The organism is Streptomyces subrutilus (assembly GCF_008704535.1).
Lineage (GTDB): Bacteria > Actinomycetota > Actinomycetes > Streptomycetales > Streptomycetaceae > Streptomyces > Streptomyces subrutilus.
Window position 1 is genome coordinate 7,421,027 of the sequence record NZ_CP023701.1, and the last position, 19,487, is coordinate 7,440,513.

13 protein-coding genes and 2 pseudogenes are annotated in these 19,487 nt (G+C 72.3%); 7 read left to right on the forward strand and 8 right to left on the reverse strand.

Annotation, left to right across the window (positions count from 1 at the left end; all coding sequences use genetic code 11):
- Positions 1-524 precede the first annotated feature (524 nt).
- The 3 genes and pseudogenes from CP968_RS35760 to CP968_RS33005 form a co-directional block, all read left to right on the forward strand.
- Positions 525-776: pseudogene (locus CP968_RS35760) on the forward strand (AMP-binding protein); the annotation flags it as partial.
- 25 nt (positions 777-801) lie between these two features.
- Positions 802-1,551, forward strand: a pseudogene (locus CP968_RS35765) (AMP-binding protein); the annotation flags it as partial.
- A gap of 31 nt (positions 1,552-1,582) precedes the next feature.
- Positions 1,583-2,962: a thioesterase domain-containing protein gene (locus tag CP968_RS33005; protein WP_150521459.1), complete on the forward strand. Its 1,380-nt coding sequence runs from the start codon at positions 1,583-1,585 to the stop codon at positions 2,960-2,962.
- A 121-nt stretch (positions 2,963-3,083) separates the two neighbouring features.
- Here CP968_RS33005 and CP968_RS33010 read toward each other — a convergent pair whose 3' ends face one another.
- Both CP968_RS33010 and CP968_RS33015 read right to left on the reverse strand, forming a co-directional pair.
- Positions 3,084-3,824, reverse strand: coding sequence for an NUDIX hydrolase (locus CP968_RS33010; protein WP_150521460.1), 741 nt, complete (start codon positions 3,822-3,824; stop codon positions 3,084-3,086).
- A gap of 90 nt (positions 3,825-3,914) precedes the next feature.
- Entirely contained in the window at positions 3,915-4,223 is a 309-nt protein-coding gene (locus CP968_RS33015) for an ArsR/SmtB family transcription factor (RefSeq protein ID WP_150521461.1), read from the reverse strand.
- Positions 4,224-4,284: 61 nt separating this feature from the next.
- Between CP968_RS33015 and CP968_RS33020 the strand changes: the two genes are divergently transcribed.
- The gene (locus tag CP968_RS33020; RefSeq protein ID WP_150521462.1) at positions 4,285-5,307 is read left to right on the forward strand and encodes a zinc-binding dehydrogenase; all 1,023 of its coding nucleotides are present in this window, start codon (positions 4,285-4,287) and stop codon (positions 5,305-5,307) included.
- Positions 5,308-5,550: 243 nt separating this feature from the next.
- Here the strand turns inward: CP968_RS33020 and CP968_RS33025 are convergent, their stop codons facing one another.
- A complete protein-coding gene (locus tag CP968_RS33025) occupies positions 5,551-7,194 on the reverse strand; it encodes a PLP-dependent aminotransferase family protein (RefSeq protein WP_150521463.1) in 1,644 nt (547 codons plus the stop codon).
- Between the two features lie 629 nt (positions 7,195-7,823).
- Positions 7,824-8,561: an SDR family oxidoreductase gene (locus CP968_RS33030; protein ID WP_150521464.1), complete on the reverse strand. Its 738-nt coding sequence runs from the start codon at positions 8,559-8,561 to the stop codon at positions 7,824-7,826.
- 93 nt (positions 8,562-8,654) lie between these two features.
- Here CP968_RS33030 and CP968_RS33035 point away from each other — a divergent pair, with 93 nt between their 5' ends.
- Positions 8,655-9,542 (forward strand): LysR family transcriptional regulator, encoded by an 888-nt coding sequence (locus tag CP968_RS33035; protein WP_150521465.1) that lies wholly within the window; start codon positions 8,655-8,657, stop codon positions 9,540-9,542.
- 85 nt (positions 9,543-9,627) lie between these two features.
- Here CP968_RS33035 and CP968_RS33040 read toward each other — a convergent pair whose 3' ends face one another.
- A complete protein-coding gene (locus CP968_RS33040) occupies positions 9,628-13,929 on the reverse strand; it encodes a S1 family peptidase (RefSeq protein WP_150521466.1) in 4,302 nt (1,433 codons plus the stop codon).
- Complete coding sequence (locus CP968_RS33045; protein ID WP_150521467.1) at positions 13,926-14,360, reverse strand: CU044_2847 family protein; 435 nt, start codon at positions 14,358-14,360, stop codon at positions 13,926-13,928. Before CP968_RS33045 ends, CP968_RS33040 begins: the two co-directional genes overlap by 4 nt.
- A gap of 161 nt (positions 14,361-14,521) precedes the next feature.
- Here CP968_RS33045 and CP968_RS33050 point away from each other — a divergent pair, with 161 nt between their 5' ends.
- Positions 14,522-15,112, forward strand: a complete 591-nt coding sequence (locus tag CP968_RS33050; protein WP_150521468.1) for a TetR/AcrR family transcriptional regulator — start codon at positions 14,522-14,524, stop codon at positions 15,110-15,112.
- 160 nt (positions 15,113-15,272) lie between these two features.
- Here CP968_RS33050 and CP968_RS33055 read toward each other — a convergent pair whose 3' ends face one another.
- Both CP968_RS33055 and CP968_RS33060 read right to left on the reverse strand, forming a co-directional pair.
- The gene (locus tag CP968_RS33055; protein WP_150522285.1) at positions 15,273-16,457 is read right to left on the reverse strand and encodes an IS701 family transposase; all 1,185 of its coding nucleotides are present in this window, start codon (positions 16,455-16,457) and stop codon (positions 15,273-15,275) included.
- A gap of 218 nt (positions 16,458-16,675) precedes the next feature.
- Positions 16,676-17,767 (reverse strand): IS630 family transposase, encoded by a 1,092-nt coding sequence (locus tag CP968_RS33060; RefSeq protein ID WP_150521469.1) that lies wholly within the window; start codon positions 17,765-17,767, stop codon positions 16,676-16,678.
- 143 nt (positions 17,768-17,910) lie between these two features.
- Here CP968_RS33060 and CP968_RS35180 point away from each other — a divergent pair, with 143 nt between their 5' ends.
- A complete protein-coding gene (locus CP968_RS35180) occupies positions 17,911-19,347 on the forward strand; it encodes a hypothetical protein (protein ID WP_229886705.1) in 1,437 nt (478 codons plus the stop codon).
- Positions 19,348-19,487: the final 140 nt, after the last annotated feature.

Sequence of the window (19,487 nt, forward strand, 5' to 3'; positions counted from 1 at the left end):
TAGAGCACTGCCCTTGCGGAAGTGCCAAAGGATTTGGGTACTTTCGAAGTGCGTGATCAGCCCTCCCACCTGCCGCCCCCTGAGGACGTACCGGAGAACGGTGCGCCCGAGCGGTTCGCGGCGCTCGCCCACCCGTCGCGTCAGCGGTTGCTGTCGGGCCTGGGTCACGCGGGGCCGGGCCGACTACCGGACGGGGCGGCCGGTGCGGCCCAGCCGGTGGAGCGGAAGCCGTCCGGCCGGCGCGGTCCGTGCCGGCCGGTGAGCCGGTCCACGCGTGCGGGAGGCCCGGGCGCTCGCGGGAGCGGGGTCCCGCGAGCTCGGTGACGGCGGCCTTGCCGCTGTGCGGCAGGGCCCGCCGCAGCGGTTCGTGGGGTGCGGCGCCGGCGCCGGAAGGGCCGACTGGGGCGTGCGCCGGCGCATCCGTTCCGCTCCGGACTTCGCGTGCGTGCCGCCGGGGGGAACCCGCCGGGCCGTGGCGGCATCCTCCACGGCGAGTCCCCTCAGGAGGTTGTGAACAGATGGGTATGGACGCGGACATCGTCAGGCCCCTCCCGGAGTTGCTGCGGGAGCACGCCCGGAGCATCGGGGAGAAGGTCGCCTTCGAAGACCGCCGCACCCGGCTGACCTACCGGGAGCTGGAGCGCAGGACCGGGCGGCTGGCGGGTCACCTGGCGGGGCTCGGCGCGGTGCGGGACGAGCGGGCGGCGATCCTGCTCGGCAACCGGGTCGAGGCGGTCGAGAGCCTGCTCGCCGTCACCCGGGCGAGCGCGATCGGCGTGCCGCTGGACGCCGGGAGCTCCGAGGGCGGAGCTGGCCCACCTGCTGGACGACAGCGGCGCCCGCGTGGTCGTCACCGACCGCGCCCGGCTGACCCGGCTGCGGCCGCTGCTGGCGGCGCGCCCCGTTCTGACCGTGGTACTGGCCGAGGGCGGAGAGGGGAGCGGGCCGGAGCGGGCCGTGTCCCGGGAGCCGCACGGCGCCGACGCCGGCCCGCTGCGCTACGAGGACCTGGCGGCCACGGAACCGGGAACGCCCGCGCCGGACGACCTCGGGCTGGACGAGGTGGCCTGGCTGCTCTACACCTCCGGTTCCTCCGGCGCCCCCAAGGGCGTGCTGAGCACACAGCGCAACCGCCTCGCGCCCGTGGCCGCCGGACTCGCCGGTGTCCTCGGCATGTCCCGGCGGGACCGGCTGCTGTGGCCCCTGCCGCTGCACCACGCCATGAGCCAGGTGGTCTGCGTGGTGGGAGTGGCCGCCACCGGGGCGAGCGCCACCATCCCGCCCAGGTTCACGGCGGCGGGGGTGCTCGCCGAACTCCGCCGTACGGACGCCCCCCACACCCTCCTCGGCGGCGTGCCGACCACCTGCTCCGCCCTGCTCGACGCCGTGCGCGACGGGGACGGCACCGGCCTGGGCACACCCGCCCTGCGCGGGTGCGTCAGCGGCGGCGCCTCGGCGGGGCCGGCGTTCCGGCGGGCGTTCGAGGCGGCCTGCCGCGTCCCCTACCTGGAGCACTACGGCAGTACCGAGGCGGGCCCCGTCACCATGGCGGCCCCGGACGACGGCACGGCGGCGGCGACGGATGGGCCGCGCGGGATTCGCCCCGCTCACCCCGGAGGAGGGTCTCGCGCTCTTCGACGCGGCCGTCCGCGGCGCCGACCCGGCCCCGGTGGCGGCCCGCCTCGCCCCGTCCCTCGTGACCGGAGCCCGCTCCCGTACGACCGCCCGCTCGACCCGGTCCACCGGCCCCGCCGCCCATCCCGCCACCGGACCGTCCGCCCCGAGCGGGCCGGCCACCACCCCGGCCCCACGGCTCGCCGACGCGACGCCGGACGGGCGCGCCGGCCTGCTGCTCGCCGAGGTCCGGGCGCTGGCGGCCGAGGTGCTCGGCCACACCGAGGCCGACGAGGCGATCGGTCCGGACGACCGGCTGGCGGACCGGGGGCTCGACTCGCTGGCCGCGGTCGAACTGCGCAACCGCCTCGCGACGGCGACGCAGTCGACCCTCCCGCCCACGCTGCTGTTCGACTTCCCCACCCCGCGCGCGGTCGCCACCCACCTCGCGGAGCGGTACGTCCCGCGCACCACGCAGCCGACCGCGGCCCCGGCCCCGGCATCGGACACCGGCGCCGCGGCGGGCGACGCGTTCCCGGACTCCCTCGGCACCCTGTTCCGTACCGCCTGCGCGCAAGGGCGGACCATGGACGGGATGGCCCTGCTGACGGTCGCCGCGCGCCCGCGCCCGGTCTTCGACAGCGCCGAGGCGCCCGGCGAGGTCCCGGCGGCCGTCCCGCTCGCGACCGGCGGGACGGGCCCCAGGCTGCTCTGCTTCCCGGCGCTGAGCGCGCTCGCCGGGCCGGAGGAGTACGTCCGGCTCGGCCTGCGACTGCGCGGCCTCCGGCCGGTCACCGCCCTGCCGCATCCGGGGTTCGCACGGTCACAGCCGCTGCCGGCCACCCTGGACGCCTTCGTCACGGCGCAGGCCGCCGCGGTCCGCGCCGCCGCGGAAGGGGAGCCGTTCGCCCTCCTCGGGCGTTCGGCGGGCGGGTGGGCGGCCCAGGCCGTCGCGCAGCGGCTGGCGGCCGAGGACGCCGCCCCGGTCGCCGTCGTCCTGCTGGACACCTATCCCGCCGGCCGCGCCGACGGCGAGGAGGCGCTCTCCGCCATGACGGCCGGCATGCTCCGGCGGGCCGCTCGGTTCGCCTCGTCCGATCCCGGCCGGCTGACGGCCATGGCCGGTCATTTCGCCCTGTACTCCGGCTGGCGGCCCGCGCGGCCGGCGGCCCCGACCCTCTTCCTCCGGGCCCGGGACCCGCTGCCCGGCACACCCCCGGCTCCCGCCTGGCCGCTGCCGCACACCGAAGTCACCGTCCCCGGAGACCACTTCACCCTGCTGGAGGCACACGCCGACACCACCGCCCTGGCCGTCCAGCACTGGCTGACCGGCCTGCCCCGCCGGTGACGCCGCGGCCGGGTCCCACGATGCGGGCAGCTCGGGCGCGCCGCACGCGGCGACCCGGCAGGCCGTGCGGCTGACCTCGGCGCCGCCTTCCCGGCAGGCGCCCGAGCAGCGCCGACCGGCTTCATCCGCCGGCGGCGTGGCGGCGGACGACCGGCTCCGGGTAGTCCACGTGCGGCCCGGCGCGGCCGGCCAGCTCCCGAGGTGAGTGCACGAACGCGATGCCGTCCGGTTCGGGCTCGCGTCCCTGGTCCCGCTCGGCGTCCGCAGCGCTGGCGAAGGCCGCGCGCAGGGCCGTCTCGGGAAGGGCCGGAGCGACGTGGGTCAGGCCGACGCTGCCGTGCTTCCCGCGGGTGACGGCCCACAGCCTCAGGGTCGCCGGGGCCGCGTGGACGCCCACCTCTTCGATCAGCTCCCGTGCGGCCTGGCCGGCCAGGCCGCACACGTCCAGTCCCGCACCGTCCGGGGGCGGCTCCACGCAGCCGCCCGGCAGTTGCCGGCGGCCGGGCGTGGCCGTGGAGGGGGACATCCTCGCCACCGTCACACGGCCGTCATCGGTGGGCTGGACGACGTTCACGAACAAGGAGGCGAGCGCCGTGGCGCCGGGAACGCGGCGAAGGCCGTAGTGCCGGTAGGTGACCCGCACCCAGGACAAGCGCAGGATGCGCGGGCCCGTGCGCTCCAGCCCCGCACAGGCCACCACCGGCCCGTCGAACAGAGCCGGGTTGGCCAGGACCGCCCCGTCCCAGACCAGGTCCCTGGCCATCGCGTCGGAGGGCGGCAGCGGCGGCTCTTCCGCCTCCGCGAGGTGCAGTCGCTCGACGTCGAAGAGATCGATGCCCCCAGGGGGCGGCGTCCGGGTCACCGGTTCAGCGTAGGGGCGGCAGCGGCGGGTGCGGGGGGACGTGGCGAGCCGGCGTGCGATGCGGTGCCGGCCGGTGGGTCCGGTCCGGGGCTAGAACACGTCGCCCAGGGTCTCCAGGAGGCGGGCGATGTTCGCCTCGTCGCGGCGGTAGTAGGTCCACTTGCCCCGTCGGGTGGCGACCACCAGCCCCGCTTGCCGCAGCATCGCCAGGTACTGCGAGGTGGTCGACTGCCCCAACCCCGCACGCTGCTGGATGTCGGTCACGCAGACACCGATCCCGACGTCCTCGGGCTCCTGGCCGGGGAAGCTCATCGGCTCCTTGAGCCACACCAGCATCTGACGGCGGGCCGGGTTGGACAGGGCCCGGAACACAGTCAGCAACTCCGCCTCCGAAAACACCAGGTGATCGTAACGCATGGACATATTGATAATTCGCGATATCTCGATCTAAGATCACCGCATGCCGACTTCGATGCGTGTGATGGAACTCGTCCGCTTCGGTGACGCGGACACCGCGTTCGCCGCCCGAGAGCTGCCAAGGCCCGATCCCGGCCCCGGGCAGCTGCTGGTGCGCGTGAGGGCCACGTCCGTGAACCCCCTGGACCTGCAGACCAGGCGCGGCGACTACCGCGACCAGGTGGCACTGCCCGCGGTGATCGGCAACGACGTGTCCGGCGTGGTGGTCGAGACCGGACCCGGGGCGGGCGACTTCCAGCCGGGTGACGAGGTCTGGTACCTGGCGCCGGTGTTCGCCGGGCAGGGAACCTACGCCGAGTTCCACGTGGTCGACCAGGCCCTGGTCGCCCGCAAGCCCGCACGGTTGTCGCACGTGGAGGCCGCCGGGCTCGCGCTCGTGGGCGTGACGGCGTGGGAGGCGCTGGTCGAACGGGCCGGTGTGCGGGCCGGGGAACGGGTCCTGGTGCACGGCGGAGCGGGCGGGGTCGGCTCGGTCGCCGTCCAGGTCGCCAGCGCGCTGGGAGCCGAGGTGGTGACCACCGCGCGGGCAAGGGACCACGAGTTCGTCACCGGACTGGGAGCCGACCTCGCGATCGACTTCTCGGCCGGTGACTACGTGCCGCAGGTCCGCGCGCTCGGTGGGGTGGACGTCGTGCTGGACACGGTGGGCGGGGACACCCTCGCCCGCAGCGCGGAGGTCCTTGCCGACCGAGGCCGCGTGGTGTCCATCGTGGACATCCCCGAACCGCAGAACCTGCTCGCCGCGTGGGGCGTGAACGCGACCTACCACTTCCTCTTCGTCAGCCCCGGCCGGGCCAAGCTCGCGGCCCTCGGCCGACTGGTCGACCAGGGCGGACTCCGGCCGGTGATCGGCGCCGTCCTCCCGCTGGCCGACATCGCTCAGGCGCACGCACTGCTGGAAGGAGGCTCTGCCGGCGAGGGCCGCCGACGCCCGCGCGGCAAGATCGCCGTCGCGGTGCACCACCCCCTGGACGGGCCGCCGCACCGGACGGCGACGTCGCCGTGACCGACTCGGCTCCGACGGGTCGATGCGGACGCCGGGGTGCACGTCGAGGATGCCGGGGACCGTCCGTTCCGCGATCGCGGTGATGGACGCCCGTACGAGGCAGGCGTGTTCTCCTCGTCCGAAGGGGACCGGAGGCTGCCGTATCGGCGGGTCGGGCCCTCGGCCCGTCGCCCCGCAACCGGGGAGGTGCGGGGCGACGGGCCGGTAAGCGCGTGCGTGGCGCTCCGGCCGGCCGCCGCGGGGTCAGCGCTGGTGGGGGAGCGGGGGGCGTTCGGCGTCCTTGTCGTCGGTGCGGTCGAATGCTCCTGGCTGGGCGAGGTCGTCGAGGAGTTCGTCGATCAGCTCCTGCGTGACGTGGGGCATGACGTAGACGTGGCTGTAGTCGTGCCGGCGGCCGCCGAGGTTGAGGGGGACGCAGGCCAGGGAGTACTTGCGGGTGATCTCGGCGCGGGGCTGCTGGAACCAGACGCTGAGGGCGTGTTCGCCGTGGCCGACTTCGATGCCGTCTTCGGCCCAGGGCTCCTGGCGGTCCCGCAGCCGTGTGCTGAGCTCCCTGAGGCGTTCGGCCGTGTATTCGGCGATCCTCAGGACTTCGGCGGCCTGCCGCACCTGCTGCTCCTCGCCGGATTGCGCGAGGTGGTTCCACATGGCGAGGGAGGCGAAGCCGCTGCGCGAGCCGGCGAAGGTGCTGTCGGGGGAGGAGACGACCGCGGGGTCGGACGGCGGACGGAGTTTGGAGCCGGCGCGGGACATGTAGATGCCGGTGGGGACGGGGGCCCCGGGGTATTTGTGGCCGCTGGTGACGATGGAGGACACCTCGGGGATCCGGAAGTCGAAGACCGGTGGTGCGCTGTCGATGAGTCCGCTGTCGCGGGCCTTCTCCAGGTAGGGGGCGTAGGCGCCGCCGAGGGCCCCGTCGACGTGGATCCAGTAGCCGTTGCGGATGCTGACGCGCTCGGGGTCGTCGGGGTCGAAGCGGACGGTGCGGTCGACCAGGCCGTGTCGCGCGAAGACCGGGCGCAGGCGTTCGCAGGCGCCCTGGACGTCGTCGTAGGCGCCCTTGAAGACGCTGCCGATGTTGAAGTTCACCAGGACGGGGTGTCCCTTGGCCGCGAAGAAGTCCACGAGGGCCACGAGTGCGTCGACGTCGACGGTGCCCGGTCCCTCGTCGCCGCCGGTGGTCGGGACGCCGCCGAGCGGCCAGCCGTTGTAGGTCTGCGTCCCGGTGCCGCTCACGTCGATGGGGCACTCGCCCGGGTAGAGGCTTCCGCCCAGGTCGTAGAAGGTCGGGATGTCCAGCACCCGCATGGCCTTGATGTGGGAGTAGTGGGTCTCCTGAGAGAAGAACGCCACGGGGGTGTAGGCGTTGGGGTTGTCGTCGGGGTGCTGGGCCCGCAGGTAGCTGGTACGGCAACTGGCGTCGCCGGAGACCTCGTCGCGGACCAGGGCGTTGCCGTCGAGGTAGTCCCGGGCGTTCCACATGGCGTAGAGGTTGCCCTCGGTGCTGCCCATCGACAGGACGTATCCCCACCCGTCCTCGTCACGCGGGCGGGCCGGGTCCTGTGGCAGCGGTGCGTGCCACAGACCGGCGTAGTGCTCCAGGACGGCCCGCTCCAGCCACCGGGAGTGCAGGCTGTAGTTGCTGTCGACGAACGGGTCCCCGATGTTGTTGATGTGATAGCCCAGGAACCGGCCGAGAGCGGCGTGCCCGTCGAGCGACAGGTTGACCTGGTACCCCAGGAAACGCCCGCGCCGCTCACCGAGGTAACCCTCCAGCTTCGCGAGGACGGCACCCCGCTCCTCATCGGTGTAGGCGACGGTGCCCAGCCGGTAGTCGTCGTTGGCCGGCAGTCCCGCCGGGCGAAGATCGGAGTGTTCGATGGTCATTCCATGTCCGATTCTGGGCGATCCTTCGAAGCGGAATTCAGGCGATGAATCACCACCGGGCGAACATGACTTCGGCAGACGCTCGTATCTGAAGGGATGAAGGAGGTGCGAGGACCGTCGGACGGTATGCCGACAGTGCATCCGATGGGTGAATTGCCTTATGGGCGGCGGCAACTGCCGTGCTCGAATGCCGTGCCCAGGCCCTCGCGGCACACAGGATATGTGCGTCACGGAGCCCTGCTTGCCCGGCTGTCCACGTTTATCCTCGCTCTGGCTATTTCGACTGAAGATTGTTTACTCAGGGCTTGCTGGATGCGCCTTGGGAAGTGACGTTTCGGCAGCGCCCGGGGCGGCGGGTTTGGGTCCTGAAGATTGCCCGGACGGCCATATGCGCCTACGGCCGGTGCGTCCGAGCACGAGAACGCAGTTGAGGCCCATGCCTCCACAACGGCCCTGCTCGGACCCGATTCGGCAAGTACGCCCTTTCCGTCCGTCCGACCGGGAGCTGCCGTCGTCGGGTTGTCCGGCAGCCGGGGGTGGCGTCTCAGAGGGCGAGAAGGGCCCGGGGCGCCCCGCGGAGCGACGGGAGCGGTGAGAGCGGTGAGAGCGGTGAGCGGGGCGTTACGGGGTTACCAGGGGATGGTCCCGTCGTCCTCGAAGAACGAACCGGTCGGGCCGCCGTCCGGCAGTGTGGCGAGGCGGATCGCCGTGGCCGCGCCCTGCTCGGGGGTGCGGGGTCCGTGGAAGCCGGTGAAGTCGGTCGCGACCAGGCCGGGGCAGGCTGCGTTGATCAGGATGCCCGTGCCGGCGAACTGGCGGGCGTACTGCACGGTGACGGCGTTGAGGAACGTCTTCGACGGCGCGTAGGCCCCCATGACCGGACCGATCTCGATGTCCGGGTCCGCCTGCCGGGTCAGGGAGCCGACGGCGCTGGAGACGTTGACGATGCGGGGCGACCTGGAGCGCCGCAGCAGCGGCAGCATCGCGTTGGTCACCTGGATGACGCCCAGCACGTTGGTCTCCACCACCGTCCGGACCACGTCGAGATCGAGGCCGGTCGGATCCTGGACCCACCCCGGCCCCGTCTCCCCGGAGATTCCGGCGTTGTTGACCAGGACGTCAAGGCCCCCGGCCTCCCGCTCTACCAGTTCGACGGCCGCGGTGACGCTGCGTCGGGTGGTCACGTCCAGCGGCACGCCGAACGCGTCGACCCCGGCGGCGCGCAGCTTCTCCACGGCGGCCTCAAGCCGGGCCTCGTCACGGGCTCCCACGCCCACGCGGTGCCCCAAGGCGCCCAGACCGGCCGCGATCGCATACCCGATGCCCTTGTTCGCGCCGGTCACCAGCACGATCTTCTCTTTGCTCATGTCGTCGATGCTCGCCCTCTGCCGAGCGGAGCGTCCAACACCGAAACGGTATCCTGCGACACCCGCCAGGTATCAGCCCAGGAAGGGGCAGCCGTGGACGCCTTGGAGACCCGCGAGCTCAGGTACTTCATCGCCGTCGCCGAGGAGCTGCACTTCGGCCGCGCCGCCGAACGCCTGGGCATGGCCCAGCCGCCGCTGTCCAGAGCCATCCAGCGCCTTGAGAAACACCTCGGGGTCTGTCTGCTGGACCGAGACCGCCGCGGTGTGCGCCTGACCGGCGCCGGTCAGGTACTGCTGCACGAGGGCCGCGCGGCCTTGGACGCCACCGCCGCCGCCGCACGGCGCACCCGCCGCTCCGGCAGCACGGACCATCCGGGCGGCCCCCGAGAACGCCTGGTCATCGCGGTCAAGGCCGCCGCCTCCCACGATCTGTTGCAGCGGCTGCTCGACGCCTACGCCGCCGAGCCCGACGCAGCCGAGATCGAGGTACTGGCCGGGGGTTTCACCGAGCAGGAGCAGATGCTGCGCGACGGCCGTGCCGACGTCGCGCTCCTCATCGTGCCGTTCAACTCCCTGGCCGGGTTCGACAGCGAGGAACTGCTGACCGAGGGGCGGATCGCCGTCCTGCCCGCGCGACACCCGCTCGCGGCGCGCACGGTGCTGTCCATGGCCGACATCGGCGACGTCCCCGATCTCCCGATCGCCCGCTGGCCACGACACGGTGTATACGCACCCGGTCCGGGCCCGGAAGTCCGCGACCACACGCAGCTGGCCCAGCTGATCGCCCTCGGGCGCACCATGGCCGTCGTCCCGGACTCCGCGCGCACCTGGCTGTGGCACCAGCACGCCGCCGTTCCCCTGACCGACGCACCCCCCGTCCACACCCACATCGCCTGGCCCCCGCACAGCCGCTCACTCGCCCTCGCCAGTCTGATCCGCACGGCCACGCGGCTGATTCCGGACACCGCGCCGGCGCACTGAGCGGCGGCCACCACGGAGTGGCCGGTCAGGGCGCTGTGGGGTGCTCGTGCTGCCCGTGGCCGGTCGCCCGGCCCGGGGGACGGGGTCAGTCCGGGGCGCACACCGGTCGGGTCGGGACGCGTACCGGGAGGCTGCTCCGTTCGTCGTCGGTGAACTTCCTGTTGCCGATGACCTTGCACAGGTCGCGCTGCCAGGCCCGGGGGTCGAGGGGCAGGGGGCCGCCCGGCCCCGACGGATCGGCGTAGATCACCGTCTTGCCGTCCTTCGAGGCGTCCAGGAACGAGAACGTCCGCTTGTAGCTGCCGCTCGGCGGCTCACCGAACTCGTACGAGACCAGGGGCGCGCGCTCCCCGACGCGGTAGGTCCGTACGGCGTTGTTGGCGGCGATCAGGAAGCGGCCGTCGCCGTCGAGGAAGCGGGTGACGGTCGGGGTGCTGAGGTCCTCCGCGGTGCTGCGCAGGGGACCGAGCTCCTTGCGCAACGGGTCGCGCCGCCACAGCTCGACGATCCCCCCGCGCCGCATCAGCCCGAAGAAGCGCAGGCTCGGGTCGAACTGCACGGCGAGGACGTCCTCGGTGGTCCGCACGCTCTCCACGACGGCGCCCGTGGTGATGTCGACGATGCGCACCACCGGATCGCCCCAGACGGTCACGGTGATCCTGTTCGGGGCGGGGTAGGGGCCGATGAGGGTCTTGGGCGGGTTGCCCGTGGTGGGCAGCAGGACCTTGGCGTCGTAGTGGGCGAGCTCCCGGCCGGTGTGCGGATCCCATTGCCGGACCAGGGTGCCCGACACGGTGAGGACGTTGCCTCCGGCGTCGAAGTGGTGCTGGAAGTCGAGCTCCTTGGCGATGTCCGGCTCCTGGGTGCTCCCCGGGTCCGCTGCCGGCGTCGCCGCGGTGCCTGCCGGGGCCGGGTCGGCGGCGTTGATGGTGGCCAGCCGGCGCAGCGTGGCGGCGTCGAGGACGGCCACCACCTTCGCCCCCTCCTGGTCCGCGAGCAGCCGCCCGTCCCTGCTCATTTTGAGCAACTCGGTGCTGCCGGGCTTCCGGTAGGGCGTAGGGCGCTGGGCCTCGGCCAGGAGCTGGTCGTTGGTGCCCGGCGCCGTGGGCCGTAGCTGAAGGGCGGACCCGTCGGAGAGCACGCTGATCGTCTTGCTGCCGTCCTGGGTGAGGATCTGCTGGCCCACGCCGAGTATCGATTCTCCGGTGGGGAGTTCGGTATAGGTGATCAGCGAGTCCTTCCAGCCGACCTGGAAGAGCCTGCCCTCTGCCGACACCAGCTGGCGTGACCACAGGGTGGATGTCGAGGGGACCGCGGAGACCACCTTGTTCTGGAGCAGGTCGACCACCCGCAGGGTGTCGGAGTACCAGAGCGCCACCCGGGTCCCGTCCGTACTGACTGCCTGCGGCAGGCACACGCTCGACTTGAAGCGTTGATCCTGCTCGCTGTACGGCTGACCCTGCCGGGCCCCGTCGGAAATCCTCAGGAGGCTCACGACCGTGGTGTCGTTCTCCTTCCGGCACACCACGGCGGCGGTCCGGTCACCCGAGAGCTCGATGTCGGTCACGTCCTTCGCCACGACGCGGGTCGTGTCGGTCGCCGTGTCGTGGGCGAGCAAGGCCGTGTTGTTGTTCCCGATGCCGGTGCGCCGCAGCAGCAGGGTCCGGTTGTCCGCTCCGATCCACACGTCGTCGGAGCTGCCGTCGGTCTGGATCGTGGGCGCGCGCGTCGTCCGTGCGATGGAACCGCTGTCCAGGTTCCACCAGACCAGGCGGTCCAGCACCCGGTAGGCGATCAGCGTGCCGTCCGCCGACATCGAGGGGTTCAGGCCCTTGTCCGAGCCGACGGCGGTGCCCGGGGCCGCGGCCAGCCTGTGCAGGTCTCCCACCGGCTGGTCGCGGTCGGCGTGCACCGGGAACCACGCCGCGACCCCGTCCTCCTGGACGTAGGCCGCCCGCCTACCGTCGGCCGAGACCAGCGGATACGCCACCTGACCGACCGAGGACATCTGCGCGCTGCGGACGTTTCCGCTGGTGACGCCCGTGAAGAGCATCGCCCGTCCGTTCCTCGAGGTCGCCAGGACCACATCGCCGTCGAGGCTGGTCTGCAGGGTCCGCACCGTACCCAGCAGCCCCGAGATCACGCGGCTCCTGTCCGCGTACGCCAGGTGCTCGCGCAGGAGCTGGTTGCGGGCCTCCTGGGTCGGTGAGGTCTGGTAGGCCGCCAGCGCGAGCATCACCGACTGGGCGGGATCGGCGGCGGAGGCGTCCTGCGAGGCCTGCGTCAGGGCGCGGGAGGTGGCGAGGGCGTCGCGCTCCCGGCTCTCCCGGCGCGTCACCACGAACAGCGACCCGAGGGTGAGGGCCAGCACCAGGACGACCGAGACGGCGGACCAGCCGGCGCGCCTCAAACGGGCCCGTGAGCGGCGGTAGCTCCGCCCGGACTCCAGATAGCCGCGCTCCGCGGCGGACAGGTCACCGGCCCGTTCGGGCACCCACGCACGGGAGGCCGCCAGGTCGAGCGCGGTCGGAAGCAGCTCGGGGGCGCGCCCGGCGCGCTCCCACCGGTCCATGTCGTGGCGCAGGGCCTCCCGCCACTCCAGGAAGGAGCGGTCCTCCGCGGTCCACTGCGCCAGCTTGTCCCAGCCGCTGATCAGGGCCTCGTGCGCGAGTTCCACCGTCTCGACGCCCTCGGCGCTGCGACCGGTCACGAGGAGGCGGGTGGCGGCGAGCTGCTGGGCGACGCGCCACTGCTCCTGGTCCAGGTCGACGCGCAGGGCCATGCGCCGGGTCGCCGCAGGTGATCCCAGCGGGACCCTGATGAGCTGGGTGAACAGCCGCCGGGCCACCGCTTCGTCCCCTTCGGGGACGTACTCCCGCCAGACCTGGTCGGCGTGGGTGCCGAGTGCGCCCGTGACACCGCCGAGGTCGTGGTAGGCCTGATAGGTGAGCAGACCGCCCCGCTGCTCCTGCCACAGCAGATCGAGTGTGAAGCCGAGCAGGGGCAGGGCGCCCGGTTCGGTGCCGGTGTCCTCCAGGATGCGGTCCACGAGGGTCGGCTCGTAGCGCACGCCGGGGACCGCGTCGACGGGGGCGGTCACGACCTCGCGCAGCCGCTCGGAGCCCAGCGGCCCGAGGGCGTGGACACGGCGGCCGATGACGGCCCCGAGTCTGGGATGCGCCAGCGCGATCTCCAGGAAGTCGGCCCGCAGGGTGGTCAGTACGCGCACCGACTGCGGCAGGGCGGCGCCGAACAGGACATCGGCCAGTTCGTCGACGGCTGCGGGGGCGAGCGCGAGCAGCTCCTCGAACTGGTCGACCACGACGAGCAGGCGGCGGCTGTCGGACAGGTCCAGGATCCGGGCCACGACATCGGCCAAGCCGCCCTGCCGCAGCACCCCGGTCAGCTCGGAGACCTTCACGAGGCGGTGGATCTCGGAGAGTTCCGGCTCCAGCAGCGGTAGCAGCGCGGCCGCCAGGACGGCCAGCGGAGTGGTGCCGGAGGTCGGCCGTACCACGACCGCCGCGGCGCCCGACGTCCGCAGGCGCGGTACGACCCCGGCGAGCGCCAGGGAGGATTTGCCCGCCCCGGAGGCGCCGACGATGGTGACCCAGGGTTCGCCGGTCAGAGCCCGGGCCAGCTCGTCGCTCTCGGCCTTCCGGCCGTGGAAGTGCGGGGCGTCGTCCTCCCGGAACGCCGTCAGGCTGCGGAACGGCGACGGAGGGAGGGCCAGGCCGCGCAGGTCGGGCCACGCCTCCAGGAGGCCGGCGGTCGGGATCAGGTAGCTGACCCGGGGCTCGCCGGCCTCGGCGACGGCGACCATGCCGACCACGCCGACCAGGTTCTCGTCCCAGGCGGGGGTGCCACTGAAGCCCCGGGAGACCGGATAGCCCCGGCCGGCCAGATCGGCCTGCACCCATCCGTAGGCCTGCGCCTCCCGCAGGATCCCGGAGTGCCAGACGCCTCCCGGGCGGCCTTCGGGGAAACCGAAGGCCCGTACCGGATGCTCCCAGACCTGCTCGGCCTCGATCAGGCGCACGGGGGCGCCGGGCAGCGGGGCGTCCAGCCGAAGGACCGCCATGTCCCCGCCGCCCCCGTCGCGCGGCGGCATCCAGCGCTCGACGCGGGCGGTCACACCCGTGGGGTCCTGCGCGGAAGCGGGCAGCAGCGGGAGGTCGACGTGGAGCCGGGCGGAGGGCGGCGGCTCCTGGTCCTGCGCGGTACCGAGCGCCGCCGAGACCACGTGAGCGCACGTCAGCGCGAGCTCGGGTGAGACGAGGAAGCCCAGGCCGACGGGGTCTCCGCGCACGTCCCGGATCCGCAGGACCGCCGCGTTCAGCGCCTTCGGGCCGATGCCCTCCGCCGTCCGCGGCCCCGGCCGGGTCATGGCGCGGGCTCCGGAGCGGGCGTCGGAGCGGAACCCGGTGTCCGAACGGCCTCCGGCGCGGACCCCGGAGCCTGCTCCGTCCGAGGGCAGTCCTCGGCCGGGGAGCGATTCCAGGTGAGCGAGATCCTGAAGTTGGCCTGGGCTGCCGTACTGGAGATCACCACATCGGCCTCGGCGGAGATCGACAGCCCGAACTCCAGGTTCAGTTCGTCGGGCGCCTGGGCCATGCCGCGAAAGCCGTCGACGAAACTCTGAGCGACCGGTCGTATGCCCGTCACCATCTCGCCCAGCGACCGCGAGGCCCGTGCCATCACCTGCCCCGGCCGCGCCACCCGGACCAGGCCGTCCTCGCCCGTCTCCGCGATCTCGACCCGCACCACATCCTGCGGTCCGTCCGCCGCGCCGACCGGTAGCTCCACGTGGTAGACCACGGTTTCCCCCTCGCCCCGTCTCCCCGTCCCCTACAAGGACAAGTCTGGAGCGTCCTGCACGAAACTGGAAGTAGTTCTAGAAAAAAATCCAGAAAAAGTGTTCTACGCTGTACGCGACGACCACAGAGATCCGCCGAGACGAGACCGAGGACGCCTGCTCGATGAGCCCGAAGCAACAACGCGGCGAAGCCACCGTCGAACAGGTCCTGGACGCGACCCTCCGCCTCTACGCCTCGTGGGGGGAGTCCGGCCTCTCGCTCGGCGCCATCACCAAGGCCAGCGGGGTCAGTTCCGGCAGCATCTACCACCACTTCGGCAGTCTCGACGGCGTGGTCACCGCGCTGGCACAGCGCTCGTTGGAACAGCTTCTGACGACACTCGCGGAAGCGCTGCTCCGGGCCGTCGACGCCCGTTCCGGGATCCAGGCCGTGGTGCGGGCCTACCTGGATTTCGCGCAGGCCCATCCGGACGCGGCCCGCCTCATGCACTCCGTCACCGCCGATCGCGAGGGCATGGCCCACGCGAGGCAGATCCGCGACTCGCAGGAGGCCAGGCTGGCACCGATCGCCCTCTGGATCGAGGCGCACCAGGAGACCGGCGAACTCGCCGACCTCTCCGTCCCGATGATCGAATCCCTCGTCCTGGGCCCTGTCGTCGGCGCCGTCCGCCGCTGGCTCACGGTGGGCGACATCGACCTGGAAGAGGCCGGCGCCGCACTGCCCGAACACATCTGGCGGTCGGTCCGGAGCTAGTACTGCAACGGTGCCTGCTGTGACTGATGGCCAGGTCAGGGGCTGTGTCCGCGTCGCTTGTAGTGACTGGTGCGGGCTTGGTGTTGTCGTCGTCGGCGCCAGGTCGACCAGTGCAGGATGTGCTCGACGGGCGTGGGGCGGCGGTCGGTGAGGCGGGTGATCAGGCGTCGGATCTCGGCGAGGCTGAGGTGGATGAGCTGAGAGGATCCGTTTCTGCTTTCCCGGTATCCAGCTCGCGGGCTCGCAGGACGGTCAGGCAGGCGTGGGCGGCCATGGCGAGGGTCATGTGGCGGTGCCAGCCGGGATAGCGGCGGACCTGGTAGTCGTCCAGGCCGCATTCCTGCTTCGCGGTCTGAAAGCATTCCTCGATGGCCCACCGGCTGCCCGCGACACGTATCAGCTGGTCGAGGGTGGTTCCTGCGGGGCAGTAGGCGATGTGGTAGGAGATCTCGTCGGGCCGGTGGACGCTGCGGCGGGCGATCACCCAGTGCCGGCGATCCTCGCGGTGCCAGGGCCGCACCTCGACGCGAGCCCAGTCGTAGACCCGCTGGCCGTGGGCTCCCGCTCCGCAGGAACGACGCTTCCACTTCTGCCGGGCAAGGCCGGTGAACAGGTCGTGGACAGGGTGGTCGAGGGCCCAGCGGGTGACGACGGTGTCGTGCCGGGTGGTGGCCATGACGTGGAAGACGTCCGCCTGCTCGAGCTCGAACCGCCAGCCCTTGGAGAAGCCGTAGGCGGCATCCGCGGTCACCCAACCGAACGGGATCTTGTCCGCGATGGCTTTGCGGACCATCGCCTTGGCCATGGCCACCTTCGTCTCGAACGCCACCTCGTCACTGATGCCGGCCCGACGACACCGCTCGCGGTCATCCGTCCAGGAAGTAGGCAGATACAGGCGGCGGTCGATCAACGTTCTACCTCGGTCGGTGGCATAGCCGAGGAACACGCCGACCTGGCAGTTCTCCGTCCGTCCGGCGGTGCCGGAGTACTGCCGCTGAACGCCGGCCGACCGCGTTCCCTTCTTCAGGAATCCGGTGTCGTCCACGATCAGGACCGCCTCGCGATCCCCGAGGTTCTCGATCACGTAGTCACGGACGTCGTCGAGGGCCTCGTCAGCGTCCCACTCGATGCGGTTCAGCATCCGCTGGATACGGTCCGGACCGTCATGACCGGCCTGTTCTGCCACGGTCCAGCCGTTCTTGCGTTGCAGCGGAGCAATCAGTCCTCGCATATAGGCCAGTGCCGACTCACGCGGCTCCGACCTGCTGAAACGGTGCACGAACCGCTCGTGCACCGCGTCCAGTTCACGTGCCCACAACCTGACACCAGCAAGGTCCCCACCCATACCCACACCAACGACCAACCTGGCCATCAGTCACAGCAGGCACCGTTGCAGTACTAGGCCGTCTCTTTCGGATCTTGCCGGGCCCGCGACGCCTGGCACCGTGCCTGGCCGCACTGCCGAGGCGACCACGTACGTCCAGTACGCGAGCGCCCCGGCAGCACGCCCAGGCACGGCACCAGACGCCGCGGGCTCGGCCGACAAGATCCGAAAGAGACGGCCTAGTGACCTGAGTCAGAGATTCGGTGGCAGTAGGCGGCGACTTTGTCGAGGATTTCGTCGGCTGTCTTCGTCCAGACGAAGGGCCTGGGCTGGTCGTTCCAGTCGCTCAGCCAGGCCCGGATGTCGCGTTCGAGGGCCTGGACGGAGCGGTGGGCTCCCCGCTTGAGCTTCTTTTGTGTGAGCTCGGCGAACCACCGCTCGACCAGGTTGAGCCAGGACGCGCTGGTGGGTGTGAAGTGCAGGTGGAACCGCGGGTGGGCCAGCAGCCACTTCTTGATGTCCGGGGTCTTGTGGGTCGCGTAGTTGTCGAGGATCAGATGGACCTGAAGATCCGCCGGGACCTCTTTGTCGACCTTGGTCAGGAACTTCTTGAACTCGGCGGCCCGGTGGCGGCGGTGGAGTGATCCGATGACCTTGCCGGTGGCGACTTCCAGGGCCGCGAAGAGGGTGGTGGTGCCGGCGCGGATGTAGTCGTGACTACGGCGCTCGGGAACGCCGGGCATCATGGGCAGGACCGGCTGGGACCGGTCCAGGGCCTGGATCTGCGACTTCTCGTCCACACAGAGGACCAAAGCCTTCTCCGGCGGGTCGAGGTAGAGACCGACCACGTCACGGACCTTGTCGATGAACAGCGGGTCCGTCGACAGTTTGAACGTTTGGGACCGGTGCGGGGCCAGCGCGAACGCCCGCCAGATCCTCGAGACCGTCGACTGGGACATCCCGGTTGCCGCGGCCATCGACCTCGTCGACCAATGCGTCGCGTTCTTCGGCGTCTCTTCCAGGGTTTTGACGATGACCCGCTCGACATCCGCGTCGGTGATCTTCCGCGGGACACCCGGACGCGGCTCGTCGCCCAGCCCGTCCAGGCCGTGCTCCAGGAAACGCCGCCGCCACGTGCGGACCGTGTCCGGAGCGATCCCCAGCCGCCGCGACACCTCCATGACCGAGTGCCCACCCGCGCACTCCAACACGATCCGCGACCGCTGAGCCAAAGCCTGGGCCGTCGAGCGACGACGCAACCAACCCTCCAACACAGCCCGCTGGGCATCAGTGACCGACAACGGCGGAATCTTCGGACCCGGACGACTCATACCGAACCAACGACAAACCTCAGACTCAGGTCACTAGTCCTGCGCCCGACGGCTGGCCGGCCCGGTCGGGGTGCGCCGAGGTGGTCCCGCGCCCGGCCGTCGACCGGGGTGATGCGTAGGAGGGGCCGAGGCGGGGCTTCGACGTGGGCCGGGCGGTCGTCCGGCGGGACGTGCACCGCTCCGGACGGGTGTGGACCGGACACGCACTCCGGGTCGTCGAGGACACCGGCGAGGCGCTGGTGACCGCCTGCGCACCGGGAGCGCAGGCCCGCTGGCCCTCCCTGTACGCCGAGGCGCGCGCCCCGGACGACGACCGGACCGTGCGCACCGAGGAGTTCGACGCGATGGCCGCAGAAGAGCGGGACCTCGCCGGCGGCGTAGGGCAGGCGACGGAGGTGCTGCTCACGTGGAAGGACGAGGACGAGTACGCCCACGTGAGGCGCCTCGGCATCATCGGCGACGCCGAGCACCGTGCCGTGGACGAGGCCCGTGCCCGCGTACTCGGCGTGCTCGCCGACCGCACCGGCCCGTTCGCGATGGCGTCCCGTGGAGCGGTGGGCCGGTTGGCGTTGGGACCCGAACCGGCCGACGCCGCGCTTGCCGAGGTCCGTTCCGGCCGGGGGCGACGGCTGAACTGGTGCGGACCGTACGGGTCGTACGGGTCGTCCGGGTCGGTGCGTCCGGGGCCCCGGTGCCGTCGGGGCCGGGCGGCCGGAGCTTTGGTGTGTGCGGTGCCCGACGGCCTCTGGTCAGACGCGCCGTCATGCCCTAGTCCTGTACCCATGGACGCTGTCGCATGGCTCGCGTGGAGTACGGGCGGACTGCTGGTGGTCGCGAACCTGGGGGTCGGCGGTGTGGCCCTGTGGTGTCACCGTGCGGGACGCCGCGCTGCCGCGCGGCTGATCGCCTCGGGTGAACTGGACGCGTACCGGGCGACCTGGCTGGCCGGCACCGGATACGCGCGCTGGGCCGCCCCGTACCGGCAGCGCGACGCGGCGGAGATCGCCTTGGGGGAGTTGGTCGCGGCGGGGTTGCCGGTGGTCGGAGAAGGGGGAGCGCCGCTGACGTCGGGCGGGCGGGGCCGGGTGGCCGAGGAGGCGACGGGGGCGGGAGCCCATCCGCTGGTCCGTGAGGCCTGGCGGTACGTCCGGGCCGCGCCGGGCCGCGTCACGGCGGTGACGGCGCGGGAACTCGCCGCCGACCCCGCGTTCGCGAGGGCCTGCACCGCCCACGCGGACGGACTGTCCGGGTACCTGCCGGGGTACCGCACCCGGCGCGACGACCTCCAGCGCAGGGCGCCGCGGACCGCCGCCTGGATCACCACGGGATGGGTGACGGCGGCGGGGACCGTGCCGCTGGCGCGCCTGGCCACGGGCACGGCCGATGCCCGCGGGGCCGGAGCCGTCGAGGTCGTCCTGAGCGTGGTGGCCGCGGCGCTGGGCACCGCGGCGCTCTCCGGCCTCCTCCTGCTCACCGGGCACCACGTCCTCTGGCTGCGCTGGCAGAACCGCTGGCCCCGCACCCTGCGGGACCACTGCGCGGCCGTGGCCGCCCGCGGTCCCGCACCGCTGCGCCCGTAGCGGTCCGCTCCGGGAGACGTTCGCGGGCTGAGCGGGCCGAGCGGGCCGAGCGGGCTGAGCGGGTCGATCGGGTCGATCGGGTCGATCGGGCGGCGGGGTCCCCCGGTCGGTCGGTCGGCGGGCGGGGCGTCAGGGTCCGG